A 21,742-nucleotide genomic window follows, 5' to 3' on the forward strand; every position below is an offset into this window, starting at 1 on the left:
GCGCCGTACCGGGGAGTAGGGTCGACTGAGCAAAACTCCCTTAGAGCCGCAAGGAGCAAGCAAGGCCAGGAGCATGTTTATGAAATATCCGGGCTAGGAAGTTGTTCACAATCTTTTATCAGCGGTTGCAGCTCATAAAAGATTGTGAGCGCAGACAGAAGCCCCATCAAGCTTAAATAAAAATAGTCAAAAATAAATACCTCAATCTAAACAGCTATTGTATTTTTTGTCTGCCGCTTATTCAGGAGGATCAACCTATTTGCCTATGTAAATTGTATTTGGTGCTCGGTCTTTTACCGTCATCACAATATGATCTTGATCATTTACTACTTTAATACGGGATGATTTAGCATAGGGGCTATACCATTGAAAGGTTGCCGACATTCTAGGATAAGTGAGGCTATGAACCTCAAAATCTTGAGAGCTATGTTCATACCCACACTTAAAAAAAATGTCACTTGTGAAGTCAATGCTAAATGCGCCAACTGATGTCTCGGGCGGATTTCCAGCATGGACCGTTAAATTTCTCGGCATTGTCTCATAATTGAGGCAATATCCATTACCCACTGGTTTCACAACATAATCATAGCCATCATCAACATAGTGCGACGTGCCGTCCCATGACGCATTGTGGACTACTTTCCAAGTTTCTTTTGATGCAAAGGTGTAGTTAGTTAACATTATAATTGCAATGAAAGCGTGAATCTTTTTCATGGTAATTATCCTGGTTAATTCGATGGAACATGTTGAAGCGTCTGCAATTTATCCATAACAGAACGAGGCAAAGCCATTGCGCAAATTGACTGCCAAGAGCCTGTCGGACTTATGCTTTCGAGCATAAAATTCAGTAGAGCGAGTCAGAATTTTCGATCAATTTGCGCGAATAGTTGATCTATTGATCGGAAATTCTGGCCGCGCTTTCTGGATTTTAGGCCGAAATTGTCTTAAGTCCGACAGGCTCCTAGCCCGGATATTTGGTAAACTGCCACATTATAAACATCCAACTCAGCATGATTAATCACAGGTGTAAGTTTTATAGCCATTTTATTTTTCATCGAGTGCTTATTCAGTAGGATTAACCTATTTACCTATGTCAACGAAACCGAATGGACCTGCCGTCACAATATGATCTGGATCGTTTATCACTATAATACGGGATGATCTAGCATAAGGGCTATACCACTGAAACGTTGCCGATAGTGAAGGATTATTGAGGCTATGAACCTCAAAATCTTGAGAGCTATGTTTATATCCACAACCATAAAATATGTTACTTATGTAATTAATTTTAAACTGGCCAACAGGCTTAGACCAATTTCTACTATGAAAAGTTATACTTCTCGGCGTTGTTCCATTACGATAAAGGCAATAGCCATTACCAACGGGCTTCACAGTGTAATCATTGCCATCATCAAAATAGCGTTGACGACTTCTGTCCCATGACACATGGTGGACTACATACCATATTTCTTTTGATGCAAAGGTGTAGTTAGTTAACATTATAAGTACAATGAAAATATAAATCTTTTTCATGGTAATTATCCTGGTTAATTCGATGGAGCATGTTGAAGCGTCTGCAATTTACCGATAACAAAACGAGGCAAAGCCATTGTGCAAATTGACTGTTAGCCCGGATATGTCGTAAGCTGCCACATTATAAACATCCAACTCAGCATGATTAATCACAGGTGTAAGTGTTTATAGCCATTTTATTTTTTAACTATGATTAAGATTTTGCACCATAACGCTTTTTCAAGATTTTTTACCGTAGTTGGCAAAGCCTTATTGCATTATCCGCAACCCGACACCCTTAACCTGAATCACTTGCCATTGGCTCACGCACAATGCAGACCTGTGCCTCCAGGTCAGGTATAAGAAAGACTGATAGAAACACCGTATTGATCAAAAATACCTTCATCTAAACAGGTATGCTATTTTCTCTGGCGCTTATTCAGAGGGATCAACCCATTTGCCTATGTAAATTGTCCTTCGAGCTGGACCTGTTACTGCCATCACAATATGATGCGGATCGTCTAATACTCTAATACGGGATGATTTAGCCCACGGGCTATACCATTGAAATGTTGCCCATAGTGAGGGATTATTGAGGCTATGAACCTCAAAATCTTGAGAGCTATGTTTATACCCACACCCGGCGAAAATGCCACCTTTGAAGGTCATTTTAAATTGACCATAAGTTGGAGCTTGATGAAGTCGTATTCCATAAATAGTTGTTTTATCCGGCTTTGTTCCACCAGAGAGGCAATGCCCATTACCTACTGGTTTCACAATATAATCATTGCCATCATCAAAATATTTTGCTCCACTTGCGTCCATTGACGTTGACATATTGTGGCGAACCATCCAGGTTTCTGTTTTTGCAAAAGTGTAGCTAGCCAATAGGATGAGTACGATGAAAGTGTAAATTTTTTTCATGGTGATTCTCCTGGTTAAGAAGCTGCTCAGTCAAACGGGTATATTAAAGCGTCCACAAGTCTACCCTTAGCAGAATGGGGCGAAGACATTGTGCCTATCTACTACGGGTCTGACTATTTCATCAACTGCCACATTTAAACCTCCAACCAACATGATTAATCACAGAAGCAAGCTTTATACCCGTTTTATCTTTTAACTATGATTAAAATCTTGCGCCATAAGACGTTACCAAGGTTTTTACCGTGATTGGAAAAACCTATTGATATACCTGCAACCCAACACCCTTGAACAAGACCATTTTCCATCGGCTTGCGCACTACACACAATGTAGACGCGCAAACGAACCGCCAGTTTACGCAAAAACCAGACTTATAGAAACACCGTATTGATCAAAAATACCTTCATCTAAACAGGTACGCTATTTTCTCTGGTGCTTATTCAGGAGGATCAACCCATTTGCCGATGTAAATTGTCCGCGGTCTTGGACCTGTTACTGCCATCACAATATGATGCGGATCGTTTAACGCTCTAATATGGGATTTTTTACCATAAGGGCTATACCATTGAAAGGTTGCCGATAGTGAGTGATCAGTGAGGCTATGAACCTCAAAGTCTTGAGAGCTATGTTCATACCCACACTTACAAAAAATGTTACCCAGAAAATCAATGACAAATATACCCTCTCCAAGCTTATTTCCAACATGGGCCATTACTCTGCCAGGCATTGTCTCCAAATGGAGGCAATGCCCATTACCAACGGGTTTAACAACATACTCATTGCCATCATCAAGCATGCCACTTTTGCTCCATGTCTCATTGTGGACTACTTTCCATATTTCTAATTTTGCAAAGGCGTAGTTAGCCAACATTATCAGTGCGATGAAAGCGCAAATTCTTTTCATGATAATTACCCTGATTCAGGAACCGCTCAGTTAATCACGTGGGGGGAGTGTTTACATTTTTACCGCCAAGGGTCTGTGGGACTTATGCTTTCGAGCATAAAATTATGACCGCGCTTTCTGGATTTCAGGCCGAAATTGTCTTAAGTCCGACAGGCTCCTGGCTCAGGTATAAGCAAGACTGATAGAAACACCGTATTGATCAAACATACCTCCATCTAAACAGGTATGCTATTTTCTCCGGTGCTTATTCAGGAGGAGTATCCGGTTTGCCTATTAGAATGGAATCGAATTCATTTATTATTGTCAAAATATGATGTGGATCGTTTAACACTCTAATACGGGATCTTTTAGCATAAGGGCTATACCATTGAAAGGTTGCCGATAGTGAAGGATTCTTAAGGCTATGAACCTCAAAATCTTGAGAGCTATAATGATACCCGCACCATCTAGCAATGTGACTGATGAAGTTAATTTTAAATTGGCCACTGATGTTTTTAGACCGATTCATACTATGGAGAGTTATACTGCTTGGAGTTATTCCATTATGATAAAGGCAATGCCCTTTGCCAACGGGTTTCACAATGTAATCAATGCCATCATCTAAATAGATTTCTTCACCATCGTTCCATATCACATTTGTCCAATTGTGGTTTACATTCCAGATTTCTGTTGATGCAAAGGTATAGTTAGTCAACATTATAAGTGCAATGAAAATATAAGTCTTTTTCATGGTAAGTACCCTGATTAAGGAACCACCCAGTGAATTAAACGGGTGTTTTGAAGCGTCTACATTTTTGCCGTTAGTAGCCCCCCAAAGCCATTGTGTAAATTGACTGTTAGCCCGGCTATTTCATAAACTATCACACAGCAAACCTCCAACCAACATGATGGGTCATGGATGTAATTTTTTTACCGCAGTTAGTATTACCCGCAACCCGACGCCTTTAACCCAGGAGCCTGTCGGGCTTAAGCTTTCGAGCATGAAATTCTGGTCGCGCTTTCTGGATTTTAGGCCGAAATTGTCTTAAGTCCGACAGGCTCCTAGTCTCTGTCGTCCAGTTTGTAAACTCTTACGGTAGTTAGAAAAGACGACTGGTATTAACAGTAATCCGACACACTTGACCGAGACTATTTCCCAACGGCTTGCATACTACAGACAATGTAAGTGTGTAAATGGCCCGCCAGTTCATGCATAAGCAAGACTGATAGAAATACTGTCTTGGTCAAAAACACCTTCATCTAAACAAGTATGCCATTTTCTCTGGTGCCTATTTAGGGGAACTAGCCGATTTGCCTACTACAATGGAATTGAATGCCTTTCCCTTCACAATATGATGTGGATCGTTTAACACTCTCATACGGGAATTTTTACCACAAGGGCTATACCACTGAAATGTTGCCGATACTGAAGGACCATTGAGGCTGTGAACCTCAAAATCTTGAGAGCTAGTATGATACCCACACCATCTGGTAATGTCACTGATGAAGTTAATTTTAAATTGGCCACCTATTGCAGACCAGGTTATAGAATGGATAGTCAGGCTTCTCGGCGTTGTTCCATTAGGATAAAGGCAATGCCCATTACCAATGGGTTTGACAATGTAATCAATGCCATCATCAAGAAAGGCGCCACTATCCGCCTTGTGGTTTACATACAAGGTTTCTTTTTTCGCAAAGGTATAGTTAGTCAGCATTATAAGTGCAATGAAAATATAAGTCTTTTTCATGGTAACCACCCCCATTCGCTGAATTAAACGGGTGTACTAAAACGGTTATATTTTTGCCGTTAGTAGAAAACCCCAAAGCCACTGCGCAAATTGACGGTTAGTCCGCATATTGCGTAAACTGCTCTGAAAATCCAAATTCATTGTGGCTGAAGGAGTTTTGCGATGGGTGCCTTACAGGTGTCAACGATGCACTGGGCAAAACATTCGGACAGTCGCAAGAGTCACAAGAAAAAGGTTGATCAGGTACCTGCTGGTGAAATAGCCGACCAGGATATGGACATAAAAGATTATTCAAAACAGCTACAGACTACCGCCACCGACACTACCACGCAAAGGTTACTCTGTCCAGGAGCCTGTCGTTTAATTTAAGGGGCTTTTCTGACTACCTTGATAAACATAGGCGGTAATGTCTAATCCCGGGATAATCGCAAAGAACTCGTATCATACCCCTGGTTATCCTCAGGAGGATTACCTTTTAGCTTGATCATTAACCGCAAGTCGTTCGCCGAGGTGGCGTGGAGCAGAGCCTGATTATAAGAAATCTTACCGGCCTCGTATAAATCGTACAGTGACTGATCAAAAGTTTGCATACCCTGGTCACGGGATTTACCGATCAGCTCCTTAAGCGCATCAATTTCTCCCTTTTTGACCAGGTCTGCCATTCTCGGACTATTTAGCAGAATTTCCACGGCAGGGTGTACCGTTTTCTCATCTTTGGAGGTAATCAGTTGCTGCCCAACGATGGCACGTATATTCAATGATAAGTCCATCAGCAGTTGTGGCCGTTGCTCCTGGGGGAAAAAGTGGATAACACGCTCCAGCGCCTGATAGGCATTGTTGGCGTGCAATGTTGCCAGACACAGATGCCCGGTTTCCACAGCAGCCATAGCGTGCCTCATTACCTCAGGGGAACGAATTTCACCGATGGCCACAATATTCGGCGCCTGTCGCAAGGCATTGGCCAGCCCCTCTTCATAGCTGGCTGTATCGAGCCCGACATCACGCTGGGTGACGATGCACTGGTCATGACGGTGAATAAACTCAATGGGGTCTTCAATGATAATAATGTGCCCTTTCTCAGTTCTGTTTCGGTGACCGATCATCGCTGCCATGGTCGTACTTTTTCCCGAACCCGCCGAGCCTGTGAGCAAAATCAGCCCTCTGGTTTGCAGCACCTGCTCATTCAGATGAATGGGCAGCCCCAGCTCAGCCAGTGTGGGAACATGGGTATGGATACGTCGGACCACCATGCCAGGCTCCCCTTTTTGAAGAAAAGCGCTGATACGAAAGCGCCCCACCCCCTCGATATCAATGGCGCAGTTGCTCTCGCCAGTGGCGCGGAATTTGTTGTGTTCATGGTCGTTAAGCAATGACTCGATGCCCGTAGCCACCGCATGCGTGGTCATCGGCTCTTTCATAATACGGGTAATCTGATTATTGCGCTTGACGGAAAGGGGAAAACCCACCGTCACAAAAAGCTCTGACGCACTGATATCGGAAAGATGTTTCAGGGCTTTTCGGAGGTTCATAAAGAGTCCCTTATTATTTATCTTGCTGTTTATGATGTCGGCGTTAGACTTTCAGGTTTTAGCCACTGATGATTGCCGGGGATGACAATGATAAAGGTTGGGATTGCAGGTGCCGCGGGCCGGATGGGGCGCATGCTGGTAGAGGCTATAGCAGCCGATGATAAAACGGTGCTAAGCGCTGCTATTGTTTCGCCAGGTAGTAGTCTGCTCGGTGTTGATGCCGGTGAGTTAGCGGGGGGGAATAACCTTGGGGTACCTCTGACAGGCAGCCTGTCGGACAGCATCCATCAAGTTGATACGGTCATTGACTTCACCCATCCAGAGTTCACCATGGCTAACGCGGCTCTGTGTGCTGAACACGGCAAAAGCATGGTGATTGGCACGACGGGATTCAGTGCTGAACAACAACAAACCCTGAAGATACTGTCTGAGCAATCCCCGATGGTGGTTGCGCCGAATATGAGTATTGGGGTGAATCTGGTGTTTAAATTACTGGAAACTGCCGCCAGGGTTATGGGGCTTGATGCTGATGTGGAAGTGCTGGAAACCCATCACCGCAATAAGGTGGATTCACCCTCCGGCACAGCCCTGAAAATGGGTGAGGTGGTCGCTAAAGCCACTGGGCGCGACTTAGGTCAATGGGCAATCTATGGCCGTGAAGGAAACACCGGTGTCAGAGAGCGGGAGACTATTGGTTTTGCCACTGTCCGGGCCGGTGATGTCATTGGTGATCACACGGTGTTATTTGCCTGTGAAGGCGAGCGGATTGAGATTACCCATAAAGCCAGCGATCGTATGATTTATGCCCGTGGCTCTGTCAGGGCAGTGGCTTTTCTTCAAGGAAAGAAAAGCGGCTTTTACGATATGCAGGATGTGCTCGGGATCAGAGACTGTTGATGATGTCGAAAAAAGGGTATTGACACCATGCGTTCAAAAAAAGCTGAAGCACGTTTGCAAAAAATAAGGGCTTTAACAACACCTTATGATGTTACGTATGGTGGGATTACCCTTACTGTTGATCAACATGTCTACCCCACAAGTGAACTGTCGGAACTGGTGGTTGAGTGCCTCGACGACCCCGTTTATGGCATCACCCCCGGAGATACAGTGTTGGACTATGGCACGGGCACAGGCTTTCTGGCTATCCAGGCAGCCAGGCGCAAAGCCAGGGTGGTGGCTGTTGATATCAACCCCGATGCCATTGATTGCGCCAAAAAAAATGCAGCACGCCACCGGGTGTCTGATCGGATATCATTTCGCGTGAGCCATAACCTGAAAGCCCTTAAGCAGCATGAGACATTTAATATCATCACCGCTGGTATGCCATGGGATGACGCGCGGCCAGCGGATATGCTTGAGTACTCTGTTTATGATCCACAGTTTCAAATGAAACGGGCTTTGTTTCAACAAGGCTCTGACCTGTTAAAGCCAAAAGGCAAAATCATACTGACTTACGGTGAAGCCATTCAGGCAAGGCACCCCATGGAAGAATTTAGTCAATTGTACCAATTTTTTAAACGGCATCACCGGACAATTAACAATCAGAGACATTTTGTCTGTGTAGCCATGCCAGGAGCCTGACCGAGAATAGCGCCCTTAGCGAGGATTACGAGAAATTGAGGATAAAAATTTCTGCTTCTGAGCATAATAGTGGGGCTATTTGATGAAGAAGCAGGAATTTTTAGACCAATTTATCGCAACCGCAGTAGGGTAGTCTATTCTCCGACAGGCTCCTAGTTGCAGTGCATTAAAGAAGTGCTTATTAATGCTCACGGATCTGAAAGACCTGCTTGAGTGAATAACTCAAATACTGGACAAAGATAAAAAGCCAACTATCCTTAGCTCCTACGATTTTTCGAACGCTAATAACAATTAGAGCGAATACCTCAATAGCTTTATGCTTTGCACATACATTCGGAGACGTTGGATGATACAGCGTATAAAAAAACAAAGGCTCTACAGCGCTCTTTTTGTTTTTCTGACTTTTGCTCCCTTGTTTGGCTATGCCAACCCTGAAGCAGAAAACGTGATCGCCTTGGATACAATAAAAAATACCGCGACCCTATTAAAAACCCAAAGTAGTCGTTATGACACGCTTTTGCTCGAAGGAACCTATGACAATATAACCTCAATCATTAGTCAGTTTAGTAAAATTATTTATTCCATTTCTAAAGACATTACGCCCATTCATAACCTAACTCGTTTATATGCTGTCAGCATGACGGGTAAATATGAATGCCACAGTCAATCTCCTGGAGAGATATTTGATAAAGCAATATTAGCACACAGAGCCATCGCTGATCTGTTGATCCATTTGTTTAACCATCAGCGACCCTATGCTTATAAACGTGGAGGAATGACCGACAGAGATGATAAGCTCTGCAAATTGTGCTTATATTTCTACATGCCTTCTGTTTATTTTACCAAGATGATAAAAGAATTTAGTTGTACCCCCCCCTATACAGATGTATTTTCATATCACCTTCTTTTCGCGACTGTGTTTACGGAAGTAGCCCTTAACCCTTATTTTAGCCGCAGGTACTTGAATAATTTTCGTACAAGTTATTTGAAAGAAAAAGCTCGTAATACTCGTAATTTTTATCCAAGAAATGAAGTGTCACGTAATCTTAGACATTTCCTTAGCGAGTTCAGCATAAAACACCTGAAAATGGCTTTAAATCATAAAGCAATAAAAAAATCCGCGCACGAGGATGGTGAGTGTATAAATAAAATCATCAAATCTTTTCAACGTCTTGAGAAAGTCAGTGAAAAGAATTCAGACCCAACGTTTCTAAAAAACATGCGGCTTGCACAGACAAATCTAAATAAACTTAAAAAGACCGTTAAAAGGATCGTTAAAAAGGATGACACCAAGCTCAAGCTACCCCCTCTGAGTAAAACAAGACGGACTGTTTCAAGCTAGTTTGTCCCGATAAGCACATTTTAGGCTACCCTGCTCATGCAGCCAGCAGTCTCTGGTTGCTGTTCTGGATTTAGCGCAATGACACTAACAGCCTCCTAGCCCGGATATTTCATAAACATGCTCCTGGCCTTGCTTGCTCCTTGCGGCTCTAAGGGGAGTTTATGAAATATCCGGGCTAGCTTCGGCACTTGCCAGAGAAGCAAAGGGTTCTTCTCACGTGTTTTCCTGGAAGCTGTTCATGATAGTAACATGCTGTTTTATAAGCTAAACTGGTGCCCTAAATAGACTTCCCGTACTTTTCTGTTATTCAGCACCGTCTCACTGTCACCCTCAGCAATAATATGGCCCTCACTGACAATGTAGGCTTTCTCACAAATATCCAGTGTTTCGCGAACATTGTGATCAGTAATGAGAATACCAATACCACGCTCCTGCAAATGGCGGATAATCCCTTTGATATCACCAACAGAAATAGGATCGACACCGGCAAAAGGCTCATCCAGTAAAATAAAGGTAGGGTCAGTTGCCAGGGCCCGAGCAATTTCCGCACGCCGACGCTCACCGCCGGAGAGGCTCATCCCCAGACTGTCACGAATAGGGTGGATATTAAACTCACGCAGGAGGGATTCGGCTTTCTCTTCACGTGCCTTCTTTGAAAAGCCCTTTCGAGTTTCCAGAATAGCCAGGATATTATCTTTTACGGATAAGCGCCGGAAAATAGAAGCCTCCTGGGGTAAATAGCCGATTCCAGCACGTGCACGCCCGTGCATCGGCTCAAAAGACAAATCTTTCTGGTCAATTACTACAGTACCCCCATCGGCCCTGACCAGACCGACAATCATATAGAAACACGTGGTTTTTCCAGCCCCGTTAGGGCCAAGCAGACCAACGATTTGACCACTGTTGACCTGTAGCGAGACATCCCTGACAACATTGCGGCTTTTATAACTCTTATTAAGGTTCGCGGCGGTAAGTGTAGCCATTAAAATGATAGACCTGTGATTAAGTGGCAATAGATTACCCATGCATGACACAATGGGGAGAAGTTAACAAGAAAAGCTGACCCTGGGAGCCTGTCGGACTTGTGCTTTCGAGTATAAAATTCAGTAGAGCGAGTCAGCATTTTCGATCAATTTGTGCGGATAGTTGACCTATTTAAGCACATTGATCGGAAATTCTGGCCGCACTCTCTCGCACTTTCTGGATTTTAGGCCAAAATTGTCTTAAGTCCGACAGGCTCCTAAACACCCGTTTCGGCGCGAGGCTGAATCACCATTTCAATGCGTCCTTTTTCACCACCGTTTTGTGACTTGCCGGTAGCGTTAACTGTTTGCAGCTTTAGATTATAGTTAATCTGCTCACCCTTAAAGACATCGCCATCCTGGGAAAGCTCGCCATCGGTCAGCAGTTTGACCCGGTCACCGGCAATATCATAAGTAATCGTTTCACCCCAGGCTTCTATCTTGTTCGCTTTTTTGCCCTTGGTGGTATCTTGCAACTCTTCAAAGTAGGCCCGCTTACCCTGTGCTTCAACTTTAGTGACATTGCGATTCTGGTCATTGTAGATCGTCACTACATCGCCTTTTAACAAGGTCGACCCCTGGGTAATGACAACATCCCCTCGATACACCGAAACACCTTTTCTGTAATCAATACTGGCCGTTTTTGCATCAACCTTGATGGGTTTATCCCGGTCAGAGGCCAAAGCCAGAGCCAGCGATGGTAATAACAATACAATTAAAGAAAAAGCTTTACTCAGGTACATGAAGCCCTCGGACACTATTTTTTAAATAGATAATACCTTTATCATAAAATGACTGCATTCCAACCGCTCGGGTATAGCTACCGTTGCTGGTAATTAATACCGGCTTGTCAGTTTCAGCCATTCTATCTGGAGTATGTATGGTGAGATAGTTTGTTTCCACACGGACAGTTCTGTTTGTTTTCAAATCATCCTGCCTGAGCACCACATCATCCCAGAGAATCAGGGTTTCCGTGCTTGTCAGCCATTTCCCGTGAACAGCCTTACTATCAACCATCTGGTCAGGATCACGGTAATCCCTTAAATAAGGATCGCTCAACAAAGCGGTACCTTTCTCCAGGTAGTGCGATAAATTACTGGATGTGAGCAAATAATCACGCCTACCTTTTTTGTTGTAGTGAGTGATGGATACCTGCTCGAGAAAGTAATCAGGATGGGCTTTATTGTCGGGCGTTCTTTCTCCAATAGTAGTGGGCATCCGGCCATCAAAGGCCCAGTAGCCGAGAACTAACACCAGCAATAACAGGCCTGAATACAATAAATAAGTCCGGTTCAGGGTCATAACAGGTTTTTGGCATCCATTAGCGTATTATACAACCCCGGCTTTAAGCAGGTCATGCATGTTAATCGCACCTATGGCCTGATGATTTTCATCAACACAGATCAGCGCATTGATTTTACGGTCATCCATAATCTTCAACGCTTCTGCCGCGAGTATATGCGGGGATATGGTTTTACAATGTGTTGTCATTACATCATCAATAGTCGCGGTGCCAATATCAATACAGTGATCAAGCGTCCGTCGCAAATCGCCATCAGTAAAGATGCCCACCACCTGTCGGCGCTCGTTATGAATGGCTGTCATCCCCAGACCCTTCTGGGTCATTTCCACCAGCGCATCACTTAACTTTGTGCCAGTTGGCACAGAAGGCACACGATCTTCCTGATGCATGATATCTGCCACTTTTAATAACAGGCGACGCCCCAGTGTTCCGCCGGGATGGGAAAAGGCAAAATCTTCCATACTGAACCCTCGTGCTTGCAACAAACTCACTGCCAGGGCGTCACCCATGACCAGCTGGGCCGTTGTACTTGATGTAGGAGCCAGATCCAGCGGGCAGGCTTCACGCTCAACAGAGGTATCCAGGTTAAAATCCGCGGCCTGTGACAGCGTAGATTCAGGCGCGCCTGTCATACTGATTAAAGGCGCTCCCAGGCGTTTCATCAATGGCAGCAGGGTAATAATTTCACTGGTTTCACCGGAATTAGACAAGGCAAGGATGGCATCATCTTTGGTGATCATCCCCATATCACCGTGACTGGCCTCACCAGGGTGCACAAAAAAAGCCGGGGTACCGGTGCTGGAGAGCGTCGCAGCGATTTTTCGAGCAATGTGGCCAGATTTACCCATCCCGGTCACAACAACCCGTCCGCGGCATTCCAGAATCACCCGACAGGTCTTGACGAAATGGCTGTTAATCCGGTTTTTTAGTCCTTTGATAGCATTCAGTTCCATGGCCAGGGTCTGCAACCCTGAGGCAATAAAAGCATCATCGCTGGTCATTCCATATTCCTGTAAACGACGGGTTCATAAATGGTGTATATAAAGCCATACGCCGTAAAAACAATAGCTGGCAAGTAGGATGACACTGGCTAGTCGGCCAATATGCCGGGGCTGTTTACCCAGCATGGCCAGCAAGGCAACAAACACTGTCAGCCCGAGCATGACCGGATAATCTCGCCAGATCACCGCATCATTGAGTTCACCAGGGGCAATCATAGCCGGTACTGACAACACAGCCAGCAAGTTAAAAATATTGGAGCCAGCCACATTGCCTAAAGCAATGTCATGGTGTCCCCGCAAGGCACTCACCAGGGATGCAGCTAACTCAGGGAGACTTGTCCCTATGGCAACAATAGTCAAACCAATGACCAACTCACTGACCCCCATCATCTCTGCCACCCGCACAGCGCCCCATACCAGTAGCTGGGAACTCGCTAACAGTAAGGCCAGCCCCCCCAGTAAATAAAGCCAGGCAGTGCTTTTTGCCAGATCAGGCAGCTCATCACCTTCAGAATATTCATTGTTGTCAGCTTTTTTTTGCCAACGGAACATCAAATACAACGTCAACCCCTGCATGAACAGAAGCACCAGCGCATCCACAACCCCAAGGTAGCCATTGACAATACAGCCACCTGCCACCAACGTCACCAAAACTAGCCAGGGGATTTCCCGTCGTGACAGGGAAAACTTGATTGGCAGGGGAGCAATCAGCGCGGTAACACCCAGTACAAGGCCGATATTCGCAATATTGGAACCAATAGCATTGCCAACGGCAATATCGCCATGCCCTTGCAATGCGGCAGTGATAGAAACTAAAATTTCAGGCGCTGAAGTACCAATTGAGACAACGGTAAGGCCAATCAGCATGGGAGATACGCCCCAGCTTTTAGCCGCTGCAGCCGCACCTGATACAAACCGGTCCGCACTCCAGGTAAGCGCGACCAAACCAGCAATAATGGCAATAATGGCAACGGTCATTGAATAGACTATTCTCAATCTTGGGCTTTTTGACAGCAAACTTCGCCATTGTACCGCCTATAGGGGGGTAGTGGAATGACTTCTACCGGATTTACCTGTAGCATACCCCACCATGGACTATTTCAAAGGCACTACCAAGCGAAAATGAGTGTCAAATAAAACTGCTCTTAACTTAATAGTCCATCTATTGAAAACTCAAGGTAAGTAAGGATATATTAATTTGAGTGAGCGAAGCACCGGAAGCACCCGGCTGGAACCTTCACTAAAAGACCTGCTATTTTTTACACTTGGAAGATATTTCATAGCACCTCCACCGTTAAGGCAGGCTATGAGTTTTACTCTGCGTTCATTGAATGGTACAAACTTTAGATAAAGCGCCCGGTTATTTTGCCAACGGCACCTGAGTCTCAATGATTCCTGACAACCCTAACGCTGCTTTCCTATATAAAAAGGTATCAGTGCTTAATGACAGACACGAGCGATAATTTTGTAGACATTCGCGGCCTGACATTTCGTCGGGGAGATCGCACGATATTCGATAATATCAACCTGACCATCCCTCGTGGAAAAGTGGTTGGGATTATGGGGCCTTCTGGCACAGGCAAAACGACCTTGCTGCGATTGATTGGTCGCCAGTTAAAGCCAGATGCCGGTCAAATCATTGTGGACGGGCACGATCTGGCAACCTTATCACGGGAGGAGTTATTTCGGCTTCGCCGACAGATGGGCATGCTGTTCCAAAGCGGTGCGTTGTTCACGGATTTAAGTGTGTTTGACAACATTGCCTTTCCTCTGCGCACGCACACCAAACTGCCCAAGGCCATGATTCGTGATATTGTGCTGATCAAGCTTCAGGCTGTCGGGTTGCGTGGCGCTGCCCAGTTGATGCCCAGTGAGCTCTCAGGGGGGATGAACCGCCGGGTGGCGTTGGCGCGAGCCATTGCTTTGGACCCGGACATGGTCATGTACGATGAACCCTTCGTCGGGCAGGACCCTATTGCCATGGGCGTTCTGGTGCAACTGATACGTCGCCTTAACAAGGCGCTTGGGGTAACCAGCGTGATTGTCTCCCATGACCTCAATGAAACCGCCAGCATCTCAGATTATCTGTATTTGCTCGCTGACGGCCATATTATTGGTCAGGGTACTCCTGAGGCGATGCGGCACTCTGAAGATCCCAAGGTTAAACAGTTTATGCAAGGACAACCCGATGGTCCTGTCCCTTTTCACTACCCGGCCAGCAATTTCAGCGACGCATTACTAGGGGAAGGTAGATGAAACTTGATGTCATAGACAAGATCGCGCAGCTTGGTCGCTTTGGCCTCGACGCCCTGCAATCTATTGGCCGTACCGGTATTTTTCTGGTGCTTTCTATCTTGACACCTTCGTCACTGGGCAATCGTTTTTCGCTCCTGATAAAACAGCTATACAGCGTTGGTTTCCTGTCGCTAATCATTATTACCATTTCAGGTCTGTTTATCGGCATGGTACTTGGGCTGCAAGGCTATTACATCCTGGTTCGCTACGGCTCAGAAGATGCTGTCGGGCAGATGGTATCACTAAGCCTCGTCCGTGAACTTGGCCCTGTTGTAACGGCCTTGCTGTTTGCCGGAAGGGCCGGCTCGGCACTCACTGCTGAAATTGGCCTGATGAAAACCACGGAGCAGCTATCGAGCCTTGAAATGATTGGTGTTGACCCCCTTAAGCGGGTCATCGCCCCCCGGTTCTGGGCAGGGGTCATTTCCATGCCTATCCTGACCGCTATTTTTAATATGGTCGGTATTTTAGGGGGTGCCATGGTCAGTGTTGACTGGCTCGGTGTTCATTACGGCTCATTCTGGTCAGGCATTCAACAGTCTGTTGACCTGGTAAGCGATGTTGGCAATGGGTTAATTAAAAGCCTGGTATTCGGCTTTGTCGTGACGTGGATTGCCGTCTTTCAGGGGTACGATGCAACACCCACGTCAGAAGGGGTCAGCCGTGCTACGACCCGAACCGTTGTTTATGCGTCACTGGCTATCCTTGGCCTTGATTTCATTCTCACCGCAGTCATGTTTGGAGAACCGTAAATATGCGGATGCGTACCGTAGAAATCAGTGTAGGAGCCTTTATGCTGGCAGGCATTCTGGCCATGTTCGTGCTGGCATTGAAAGTCAGTGGACTATCTTTATCAACCTCAAGAACGTCTTACCAACTTACTGCCGAGTTCGATAATATAGGCGCATTGAAAAAGCGGGCAAAAGTCACCATGGCTGGTGTTATCATCGGTAAAGTCACCGATATTAGCTACAACAAGCAAACCTACATGGCGCACGTTGAGCTGGCAATCAATTCTCGCATAGACAACATTCCCCTGGATAGTACGGCAGCTATTGTGACCGCTGGGCTGCTAGGTGAAAAATATGTCAGCATCAGTGTCGGTGGCGATGAACAGTTTCTGAAAAGCGGCGACCGTATTGAAGACACTCAGTCTGCCCTCATCCTGGAAGACCTGATTGGTAAAGTGCTACTGGCCCTGGTCCACAAAAAAGATGATGGCAAATAGAAGGCATCCTATGAACCACAAAGGATCTGATAACATGAGTAGTTTACGTCCTGTCATCTGGGGCGCGACTTTCCTTGCGCTTGGCATAGTTTCCCTACCCTCTGCCGTGGCAGAAGAGACGACAAACAGTGCAAAAAGCACTCAGGCAGTTGCAAAAATGCCTTCACCGAGCGAAGAGGTGGAGAAGATTACCCGCAACCTGCTTGATGACTTCATCAAAAACAAGAGTCGCTACCAGAAAGCTCCTGCGGAGTTTATTAATGAAGTGGATCAAAAGCTATCACCCGTGATTGCCTTTGAGTCCATTGCCCGGGGTGTGATGGGTAAATACGCCCATCGCGCCACACCTGAGCAAATCCTGGCGTTTGAGCGAAACTTTAAAAGCAGCCTGCTCAACTTTTATGGCAAGGCACTGTTGAAGCTAGATAATACCAAGATCTCCATTGAACAGGTAGACACTGTATCTGAGACAGTTATTAATGACTACAAGGCAGGTCGTTCGCGACAGATCCCCGTTAACATGAAGGTTAAAACCAGTGATCGCACGCTGACAATCTCCTACTCAATGATCTTTGACGATGGGCAATGGAAGCTGCGTAATGTCATCATTGACGGTATTAATATTGGTATCCAGTTTCGCCAGCAGTTCTCAGAGGCTGTTGATAAGCATGGAAAACTTCAATACGTCATCGACAACTGGCTGGACATCATGAGCGCTGATAATGAGCAGTTGAAAGAAAAAGTGGGTAAATCATCGTCTTAACACAAACACTGAAGAGAATACGACATGCCTCTGGAAGCCCTTGCTAATGGTCACTTTGCCATGAAAGGTTCCATTACTTTCGATAATGCGGTTACCGTGGTTACGGAAGGAAAAAAACAACTCATGGCCTCGGCGTCCTCGCAAGGGGTCACCCACTGGTGTATTGACCTGGCTTTCACAGAGCAGGCTGATAGCTCTGCTTTATCAGTCTTGCTGAGCTGGATGCGTCTTGCGCAAAAAGAAGGTACCACCTTGTCTTTCCAGAACATGCCCGCACAGTTAGAAGCCCTGGTTCAGGTCGCTGACCTTGAGGAGCTGCTTCAGAAGCCGTTTTGAGCATATTGCCACCAGGAGCATGTCGAACTTAAGACAATTTCGGCCTAAAATCCAGAAAGTACGAGAAAGTACGAGAAAGTACGAGAAAGTGCGAGAAAGTGCGAGAAAGTGCGAGAAAGTGCGGCCAGCATTTCCGATCAATTTGCTTAAACAGGTCAACTATTCGCACAAATTGATCGAAAATTCTGACTCGCCCTACTGAATTTTATGCTCGAAAGCATAAGTCCGACAGGCTCCTAAAGAAATGTAGTCACTGGTACCCAGATACCGGTGATAAATGCTGCAGGTTTCTGCGCTTTATCACTAGGTCTGAACAGTGGCAAGCTCACGGCCTCTCCTATATTATTGATGTCTTTTGCCTGTTTGGGAGGTAGATGCATGCAAGCCACCAAAGTGAAAGCGTTGCTCGAAGAAAAAATGCCCGGATCTGAGGTTATTGTCGAAGGAGAAGGCTGTGACTTTCGCTTGACAGTCATCAATGATGTATTTCAAGGGGCTTTTCCGGTTAAGCGCCAACAAATAGTCTATGCTCACCTCAACCCGTACATTGCCAGCGGAGAAATTCACGCTGTCACCATGACCACGCTGACATTCAGCGAATGGAACCAGAAGGCAAATCAGGGCTGACACAGGCGCACGTTGGAGCCATAATGGACAAATTGATTATTACAGGCGGTGTGCGCCTGGACGGTGAAATTCGTGTATCCGGTGCAAAAAACTCTGCACTTCCCATTCTCGCAGCCACTTTACTGTCGGATACGCCTGTCACTGTTTGCAACCTTCCGCATCTCCACGATATTACCACCATGTTTGAGCTTTTCGGCTGCATGGGCATCGACCTGCTAGTCGATGAAAAAATGAATGTTGAAGTTCACGCAAGCACAATAAAACATCTCAGGGCACCTTATGAACTCGTAAAAACCATGCGAGCTTCTATCCTGGTGTTGGGCCCCATCCTCGCTCGCCATGGTCGTGCAGAAGTGTCATTACCGGGGGGGTGCGCCATTGGCTCAAGGCCTGTTGATCTCCATATACGGGGTCTGCAGCAAATGGGCGCTGATGTCATCGTTGAAGATGGTTATATTAAAGCCGTGGTGAATGGTCGCCTCAAAGGAACCAAAATTTCTATGGATACCGTGACAGTCACCGGCACTGAGAACATATTAATGGCCGCAACCCTCGCAGAGGGAGAAACCATCATCGAAAATGCAGCACGTGAACCTGAGGTTGTCGACCTCGCCGAGTGCCTGATTACCATGGGCGCCAAAATTTCCGGTCATGGCACAGGCACCATTCGCATCCAGGGCGTGAAAAAACTCAAAGGCTGCAGTTATACCGTATTGCCTGATCGCATAGAAGCAGGCACTTACCTGATTGCTACTGCGGCAACACAGGGACGCATCCGCCTGAAAGATGTCCAGCCTGATATCATGGACGCCATTTTAGTCAAGCTCCGTGAAGCCGGTGCCACCATTGAATGGGGTAAAGACTGGATTGAGCTTAATATGCACGGGCAAAAGCCCAAGGCGGTTGACTTGAAAACGGCTCCCTTCCCGGCCATGCCAACTGATATTCAGGCCCAGTTTACCGCACTGAATGCTATTGCTGAAGGTACTGGGCATGTCACTGAAACCATCTTTGAAAACCGCTTTATGCATATTCAGGAAATGAAGCGAATGGGCGCCGATGTTACCATTGAAGGCAATACCGTTATTGTTCGCGGTGTTAATAAACTAAAAGCCGCACCAGTGATGGCAACGGACTTAAGGGCGTCAGCCAGCCTGGTTATTGCTGGCCTGGTAGCTGACGGCAATACAGAGATTGAGCGAATTTATCACATTGATCGTGGCTACGAGTGCATCGAAGAGAAGCTCCGACAACTTGGCGCCAACATTCAGCGCATTGCCGGGTAGCACCTGTTCAATTACTGACAATATTTGGCCGACGGTCAACTTCGGTGTTCATATCCATCACCTGACCATTGCGAATAATTTCAATGGTCACGTGTGACCCTGGTGGCTTTTGTGCCACCATGTTCATTACACGCCTGCCATCGCTGGTACTTTGACCATTGATTTTTGTCAGAATATCCCCCCGTTGAATACCCGCTCTGTCTGCAGGTCCACCGTTGTACACACCGGAAATTAAAATGCCTGCATCAGGTTTAATGCCATAGGCACCAGCCAGCGTGTTACTAAGGGGCTGTGACTCGATACCCAGCCAACCCCTGATGACAACGCCATAACGAATAATTGAGCGCATGACAAAGCGCGCCATATTTGAAGGAATGGCAAAACCCACCCCCTCATTACCCCCTCCCCGGGAAAAAAGCAATGTGCTGATACCGATCAAATCACCGTAAGCATTGATCAACGCACCACCGGAGTTACCGATATTGATGGCGGCATCCGTTTGAATAAAATCCTCATAGGTATTGAGCTGAAGGTCATTACGCCCTGTTGCACTGATAATCCCCATTGTCACAGTCTGCCCCAGCCCAAAGGGGTTACCAATAGCAAGTACAACATCACCAATCTCCGCCTGTGAAGAGTCAGCCAGGTGAATGTAAGGCATGCTGTGGGTATTGACGCGCAGAACCGCCAAATCCGTTTCAGGATCCGTGCCAACAACAGTAGCAATTTCTTCCCTTCCATCTCTTAGGGAGACAATAATACGCTCAGCCCCCTGAATCACATGATTATTCGTAAGGATGAAACCATCAGGGCTAACGATGACGCCAGAACCGAGGCTGGTCTCAACTTTCTGGCTACCCTGCATATGAGGAGGCACAGCAATGGGCGCTTCCTTCCTTTGAGGAGCTGATGCGGTGGAAATATTCACAACGGCAGGTGTGGCGCGTTTTACTCCTGAGCTATAAGATACTCGGCTACTGGGAGAAAACCAGGTGCTTGCCCGGTTCAAGGCATTATCCAGCGATTCTGAAGAAAACCCCATCAGACCAGGTTTTAGCAAAAAAATGACTACACAGACAATGACACCTGCCAGCACCGGCCAGCCAAAAAATTGCAATTGTTTTTTCATAAAATGGCACACTCAACGCCGACTGATATTATCTACTAAAGTATCCCATTGTATGAAAACGATTGTTAGGGGTCACTGCCAGCCCGAATCGTACAATGCTCCAGGAGCCTGTCGGACTTAAGACAATTTCGGCCTAAAATCCAAGAAGTGCGAGAAAACGCGAGAAAACGCGGCCAGAATTTCCGATCAATTTGCTTAAATAGGTCAACTATTCGCACAAATTGATCGAAAATTCTGACTCGCACTACTGAATTTTATGCTCGAAAGCATAAGTCCGGCAGGCTCCTACTAACAACACCTAAATCAACGGACACCACCATGCCTGTGACATTAACTGAAGTCGTAAACGCCCTTGATGAGGAACTCCAGCCCCACCTTTTTAAGGACTATTGCCCAAATGGATTGCAGGTGGAGGGAAAAAAAACCATCAAAAAAATCATCACAGGCGTTACCGCCTGCCAAGCTCTCATCGATCAGGCCATAGAAAAAGAAGCCGACGCCATCCTGGTTCACCATGGCTACTTCTGGCGAGGTGAATCAGCGGTTATTACCGGGATGAAAAAGCAGCGTATTGAAACATTACTGCACCATGGTATTAGTTTGATAGCCTATCACCTGCCACTGGATGCACACCCTGTTTTGGGCAACAACGCCCAGCTGGCACAACGCATGGGATGGAATATTCAAGGAGGCATGGAAGCCGGTAAAGCCCGACCACTGGGTAATTGGGGGACACTTCAGGATAAGCTATCCGTTAAAGACATGGCTTCTCAGTTGGAAAATGTTTTACATCACAAACCACTGGCAATTACCGGGGGGGACCACAGCATCAACCGGGTTGCCTGGTGTACTGGTGCGGCACAGAGCATGATTGATCAGGCATTAGCATTGGGAGCTGATGCATTTGTCAGCGGCGAAGTGTCAGAATCTACGTTTCACTTTGCCCGGGAAAACAGCATTCATTATTTTGCCGCTGGTCATCATGCTACCGAGCGCTATGGCGTTCAAGCGTTAGCGCAGTGGGTAACGGAAAGAATGGATGTGGCGCATCAGTTTATTGATATTCATTCACCTGTTTAAACTATGCGCATTCGTACTTTTATGCTTCTATAAATACTGTTTTTTTACAAGATGTATGGTGGAGGCGGCGGGATTTGAACCTGCGTCTACTCTATATATTTCAGGGTGTTAGAGGTAGGTAGTGGCAAAAAGCTGTCATTTCGCCAAACGATTTG

The 21,742-nt window shown here is 46.1% G+C and carries 25 protein-coding genes; 12 read left to right on the forward strand and 13 right to left on the reverse strand.

The genetic code is table 11. The annotated features are described in order from the left end of the window. Positions 1-255: 255 nt before the first annotated feature. The 6 genes from V4C51_RS12745 to V4C51_RS12770 all read right to left on the reverse strand — a co-directional run bounded on the left by V4C51_RS12745 (position 256) and on the right by V4C51_RS12770 (position 5,065). A complete protein-coding gene (locus V4C51_RS12745) occupies positions 256-714 on the reverse strand; it encodes a hypothetical protein (protein ID WP_330926553.1) in 459 nt (152 codons plus the stop codon). A gap of 366 nt (positions 715-1,080) precedes the next feature. Continuing rightward, positions 1,081-1,533 (reverse strand): hypothetical protein, encoded by a 453-nt coding sequence (locus V4C51_RS12750; RefSeq protein WP_330926554.1) that lies wholly within the window; start codon positions 1,531-1,533, stop codon positions 1,081-1,083. A 414-nt stretch (positions 1,534-1,947) separates the two neighbouring features. Further along, positions 1,948-2,436, reverse strand: coding sequence for a hypothetical protein (locus V4C51_RS12755; protein WP_330926555.1), 489 nt, complete (start codon positions 2,434-2,436; stop codon positions 1,948-1,950). A 434-nt stretch (positions 2,437-2,870) separates the two neighbouring features. Beyond that, entirely contained in the window at positions 2,871-3,338 is a 468-nt protein-coding gene (locus V4C51_RS12760; RefSeq protein WP_330926556.1) for a hypothetical protein, read from the reverse strand. Positions 3,339-3,582: 244 nt separating this feature from the next. Then, positions 3,583-4,068 carry a hypothetical protein gene (locus tag V4C51_RS12765; RefSeq protein ID WP_330926557.1) on the reverse strand — a complete coding sequence of 162 codons (486 nt, stop codon included), beginning with the start codon at positions 4,066-4,068 and terminating at the stop codon, positions 3,583-3,585. A 538-nt stretch (positions 4,069-4,606) separates the two neighbouring features. Beyond that, positions 4,607-5,065: a hypothetical protein gene (locus V4C51_RS12770; RefSeq protein ID WP_330926558.1), complete on the reverse strand. Its 459-nt coding sequence runs from the start codon at positions 5,063-5,065 to the stop codon at positions 4,607-4,609. A 162-nt stretch (positions 5,066-5,227) separates the two neighbouring features. Here V4C51_RS12770 and V4C51_RS12775 point away from each other — a divergent pair, with 162 nt between their 5' ends. Beyond that, the gene (locus tag V4C51_RS12775; RefSeq protein WP_330926559.1) at positions 5,228-5,434 is read left to right on the forward strand and encodes a hypothetical protein; all 207 of its coding nucleotides are present in this window, start codon (positions 5,228-5,230) and stop codon (positions 5,432-5,434) included. A 41-nt stretch (positions 5,435-5,475) separates the two neighbouring features. Here the strand turns inward: V4C51_RS12775 and V4C51_RS12780 are convergent, their stop codons facing one another. Continuing rightward, a complete protein-coding gene (locus V4C51_RS12780) occupies positions 5,476-6,594 on the reverse strand; it encodes a PilT/PilU family type 4a pilus ATPase (protein WP_330926560.1) in 1,119 nt (372 codons plus the stop codon). Between the two features lie 87 nt (positions 6,595-6,681). On the opposite strand from V4C51_RS12780, the gene dapB reads away from it, so the two are divergent. The 3 genes from dapB (at position 6,682) to V4C51_RS12795 (ending at position 9,517) form a co-directional block, all read left to right on the forward strand. Next, the gene (gene dapB, locus V4C51_RS12785; RefSeq protein WP_330926561.1) at positions 6,682-7,491 is read left to right on the forward strand and encodes a 4-hydroxy-tetrahydrodipicolinate reductase; all 810 of its coding nucleotides are present in this window, start codon (positions 6,682-6,684) and stop codon (positions 7,489-7,491) included. A gap of 27 nt (positions 7,492-7,518) precedes the next feature. Further along, positions 7,519-8,175 (forward strand): class I SAM-dependent methyltransferase, encoded by a 657-nt coding sequence (locus V4C51_RS12790; protein WP_330926562.1) that lies wholly within the window; start codon positions 7,519-7,521, stop codon positions 8,173-8,175. Positions 8,176-8,521: 346 nt separating this feature from the next. Continuing rightward, positions 8,522-9,517 (forward strand): hypothetical protein, encoded by a 996-nt coding sequence (locus tag V4C51_RS12795; RefSeq protein ID WP_330926563.1) that lies wholly within the window; start codon positions 8,522-8,524, stop codon positions 9,515-9,517. Positions 9,518-9,774: 257 nt separating this feature from the next. On the opposite strand, the gene lptB is transcribed toward V4C51_RS12795, so the two are convergent. The 5 genes from lptB to V4C51_RS12820 all read right to left on the reverse strand — a co-directional run bounded on the left by lptB (position 9,775) and on the right by V4C51_RS12820 (position 13,821). Continuing rightward, complete coding sequence (gene lptB, locus V4C51_RS12800) at positions 9,775-10,500, reverse strand: LPS export ABC transporter ATP-binding protein (RefSeq protein WP_330926564.1); 726 nt, start codon at positions 10,498-10,500, stop codon at positions 9,775-9,777. 257 nt (positions 10,501-10,757) lie between these two features. Further along, on the reverse strand, positions 10,758-11,282 hold the full coding sequence (gene lptA, locus V4C51_RS12805) for a lipopolysaccharide transport periplasmic protein LptA (RefSeq protein ID WP_330926565.1): 525 nt from the start codon (positions 11,280-11,282) through the stop codon (positions 10,758-10,760). Then, entirely contained in the window at positions 11,269-11,841 is a 573-nt protein-coding gene (lptC, locus tag V4C51_RS12810; RefSeq protein ID WP_330926566.1) for an LPS export ABC transporter periplasmic protein LptC, read from the reverse strand. The genes lptA and lptC overlap by 14 nt, the downstream gene beginning before the upstream one ends. A gap of 27 nt (positions 11,842-11,868) precedes the next feature. Continuing rightward, positions 11,869-12,843 carry a KpsF/GutQ family sugar-phosphate isomerase gene (locus V4C51_RS12815; RefSeq protein WP_330926567.1) on the reverse strand — a complete coding sequence of 325 codons (975 nt, stop codon included), beginning with the start codon at positions 12,841-12,843 and terminating at the stop codon, positions 11,869-11,871. 24 nt (positions 12,844-12,867) lie between these two features. Beyond that, positions 12,868-13,821: a calcium/sodium antiporter gene (locus V4C51_RS12820; RefSeq protein WP_330926568.1), complete on the reverse strand. Its 954-nt coding sequence runs from the start codon at positions 13,819-13,821 to the stop codon at positions 12,868-12,870. Between the two features lie 465 nt (positions 13,822-14,286). On the opposite strand from V4C51_RS12820, the gene V4C51_RS12825 reads away from it, so the two are divergent. From V4C51_RS12825 to murA, 7 genes are all read left to right on the forward strand, one after another. Next, positions 14,287-15,099 (forward strand): ATP-binding cassette domain-containing protein, encoded by an 813-nt coding sequence (locus tag V4C51_RS12825; RefSeq protein WP_330926569.1) that lies wholly within the window; start codon positions 14,287-14,289, stop codon positions 15,097-15,099. Further along, positions 15,096-15,890 carry a lipid asymmetry maintenance ABC transporter permease subunit MlaE gene (gene mlaE, locus V4C51_RS12830; protein ID WP_330926570.1) on the forward strand — a complete coding sequence of 265 codons (795 nt, stop codon included), beginning with the start codon at positions 15,096-15,098 and terminating at the stop codon, positions 15,888-15,890. The genes V4C51_RS12825 and mlaE overlap by 4 nt, the downstream gene beginning before the upstream one ends. A 2-nt stretch (positions 15,891-15,892) precedes the next feature. Further along, positions 15,893-16,366, forward strand: a complete 474-nt coding sequence (gene mlaD / locus V4C51_RS12835) for an outer membrane lipid asymmetry maintenance protein MlaD (protein ID WP_330926571.1) — start codon at positions 15,893-15,895, stop codon at positions 16,364-16,366. Positions 16,367-16,400: 34 nt separating this feature from the next. Continuing rightward, entirely contained in the window at positions 16,401-17,129 is a 729-nt protein-coding gene (locus V4C51_RS12840) for an MlaC/ttg2D family ABC transporter substrate-binding protein (protein ID WP_330926572.1), read from the forward strand. A 24-nt stretch (positions 17,130-17,153) separates the two neighbouring features. Beyond that, on the forward strand, positions 17,154-17,465 hold the full coding sequence (locus tag V4C51_RS12845; RefSeq protein WP_330926573.1) for an STAS domain-containing protein: 312 nt from the start codon (positions 17,154-17,156) through the stop codon (positions 17,463-17,465). Positions 17,466-17,843: 378 nt separating this feature from the next. Continuing rightward, a complete protein-coding gene (locus tag V4C51_RS12850; protein ID WP_330926574.1) occupies positions 17,844-18,092 on the forward strand; it encodes a BolA family protein in 249 nt (82 codons plus the stop codon). A 23-nt stretch (positions 18,093-18,115) separates the two neighbouring features. Next, a complete protein-coding gene (murA, locus tag V4C51_RS12855; RefSeq protein ID WP_330926575.1) occupies positions 18,116-19,378 on the forward strand; it encodes a UDP-N-acetylglucosamine 1-carboxyvinyltransferase in 1,263 nt (420 codons plus the stop codon). A gap of 7 nt (positions 19,379-19,385) precedes the next feature. Here the strand turns inward: murA and V4C51_RS12860 are convergent, their stop codons facing one another. Next, the gene (locus V4C51_RS12860) at positions 19,386-20,507 is read right to left on the reverse strand and encodes a S1C family serine protease (RefSeq protein ID WP_330926576.1); all 1,122 of its coding nucleotides are present in this window, start codon (positions 20,505-20,507) and stop codon (positions 19,386-19,388) included. 318 nt (positions 20,508-20,825) lie between these two features. On the opposite strand from V4C51_RS12860, the gene V4C51_RS12865 reads away from it, so the two are divergent. Beyond that, on the forward strand, positions 20,826-21,587 hold the full coding sequence (locus tag V4C51_RS12865; RefSeq protein WP_330926577.1) for a Nif3-like dinuclear metal center hexameric protein: 762 nt from the start codon (positions 20,826-20,828) through the stop codon (positions 21,585-21,587). Positions 21,588-21,742: the final 155 nt, after the last annotated feature.

This window comes from Candidatus Sororendozoicomonas aggregata, assembly GCF_031528575.1.
In the GTDB taxonomy this organism is placed as follows: domain Bacteria; phylum Pseudomonadota; class Gammaproteobacteria; order Pseudomonadales; family Endozoicomonadaceae; genus Endonucleibacter; species Endonucleibacter aggregata.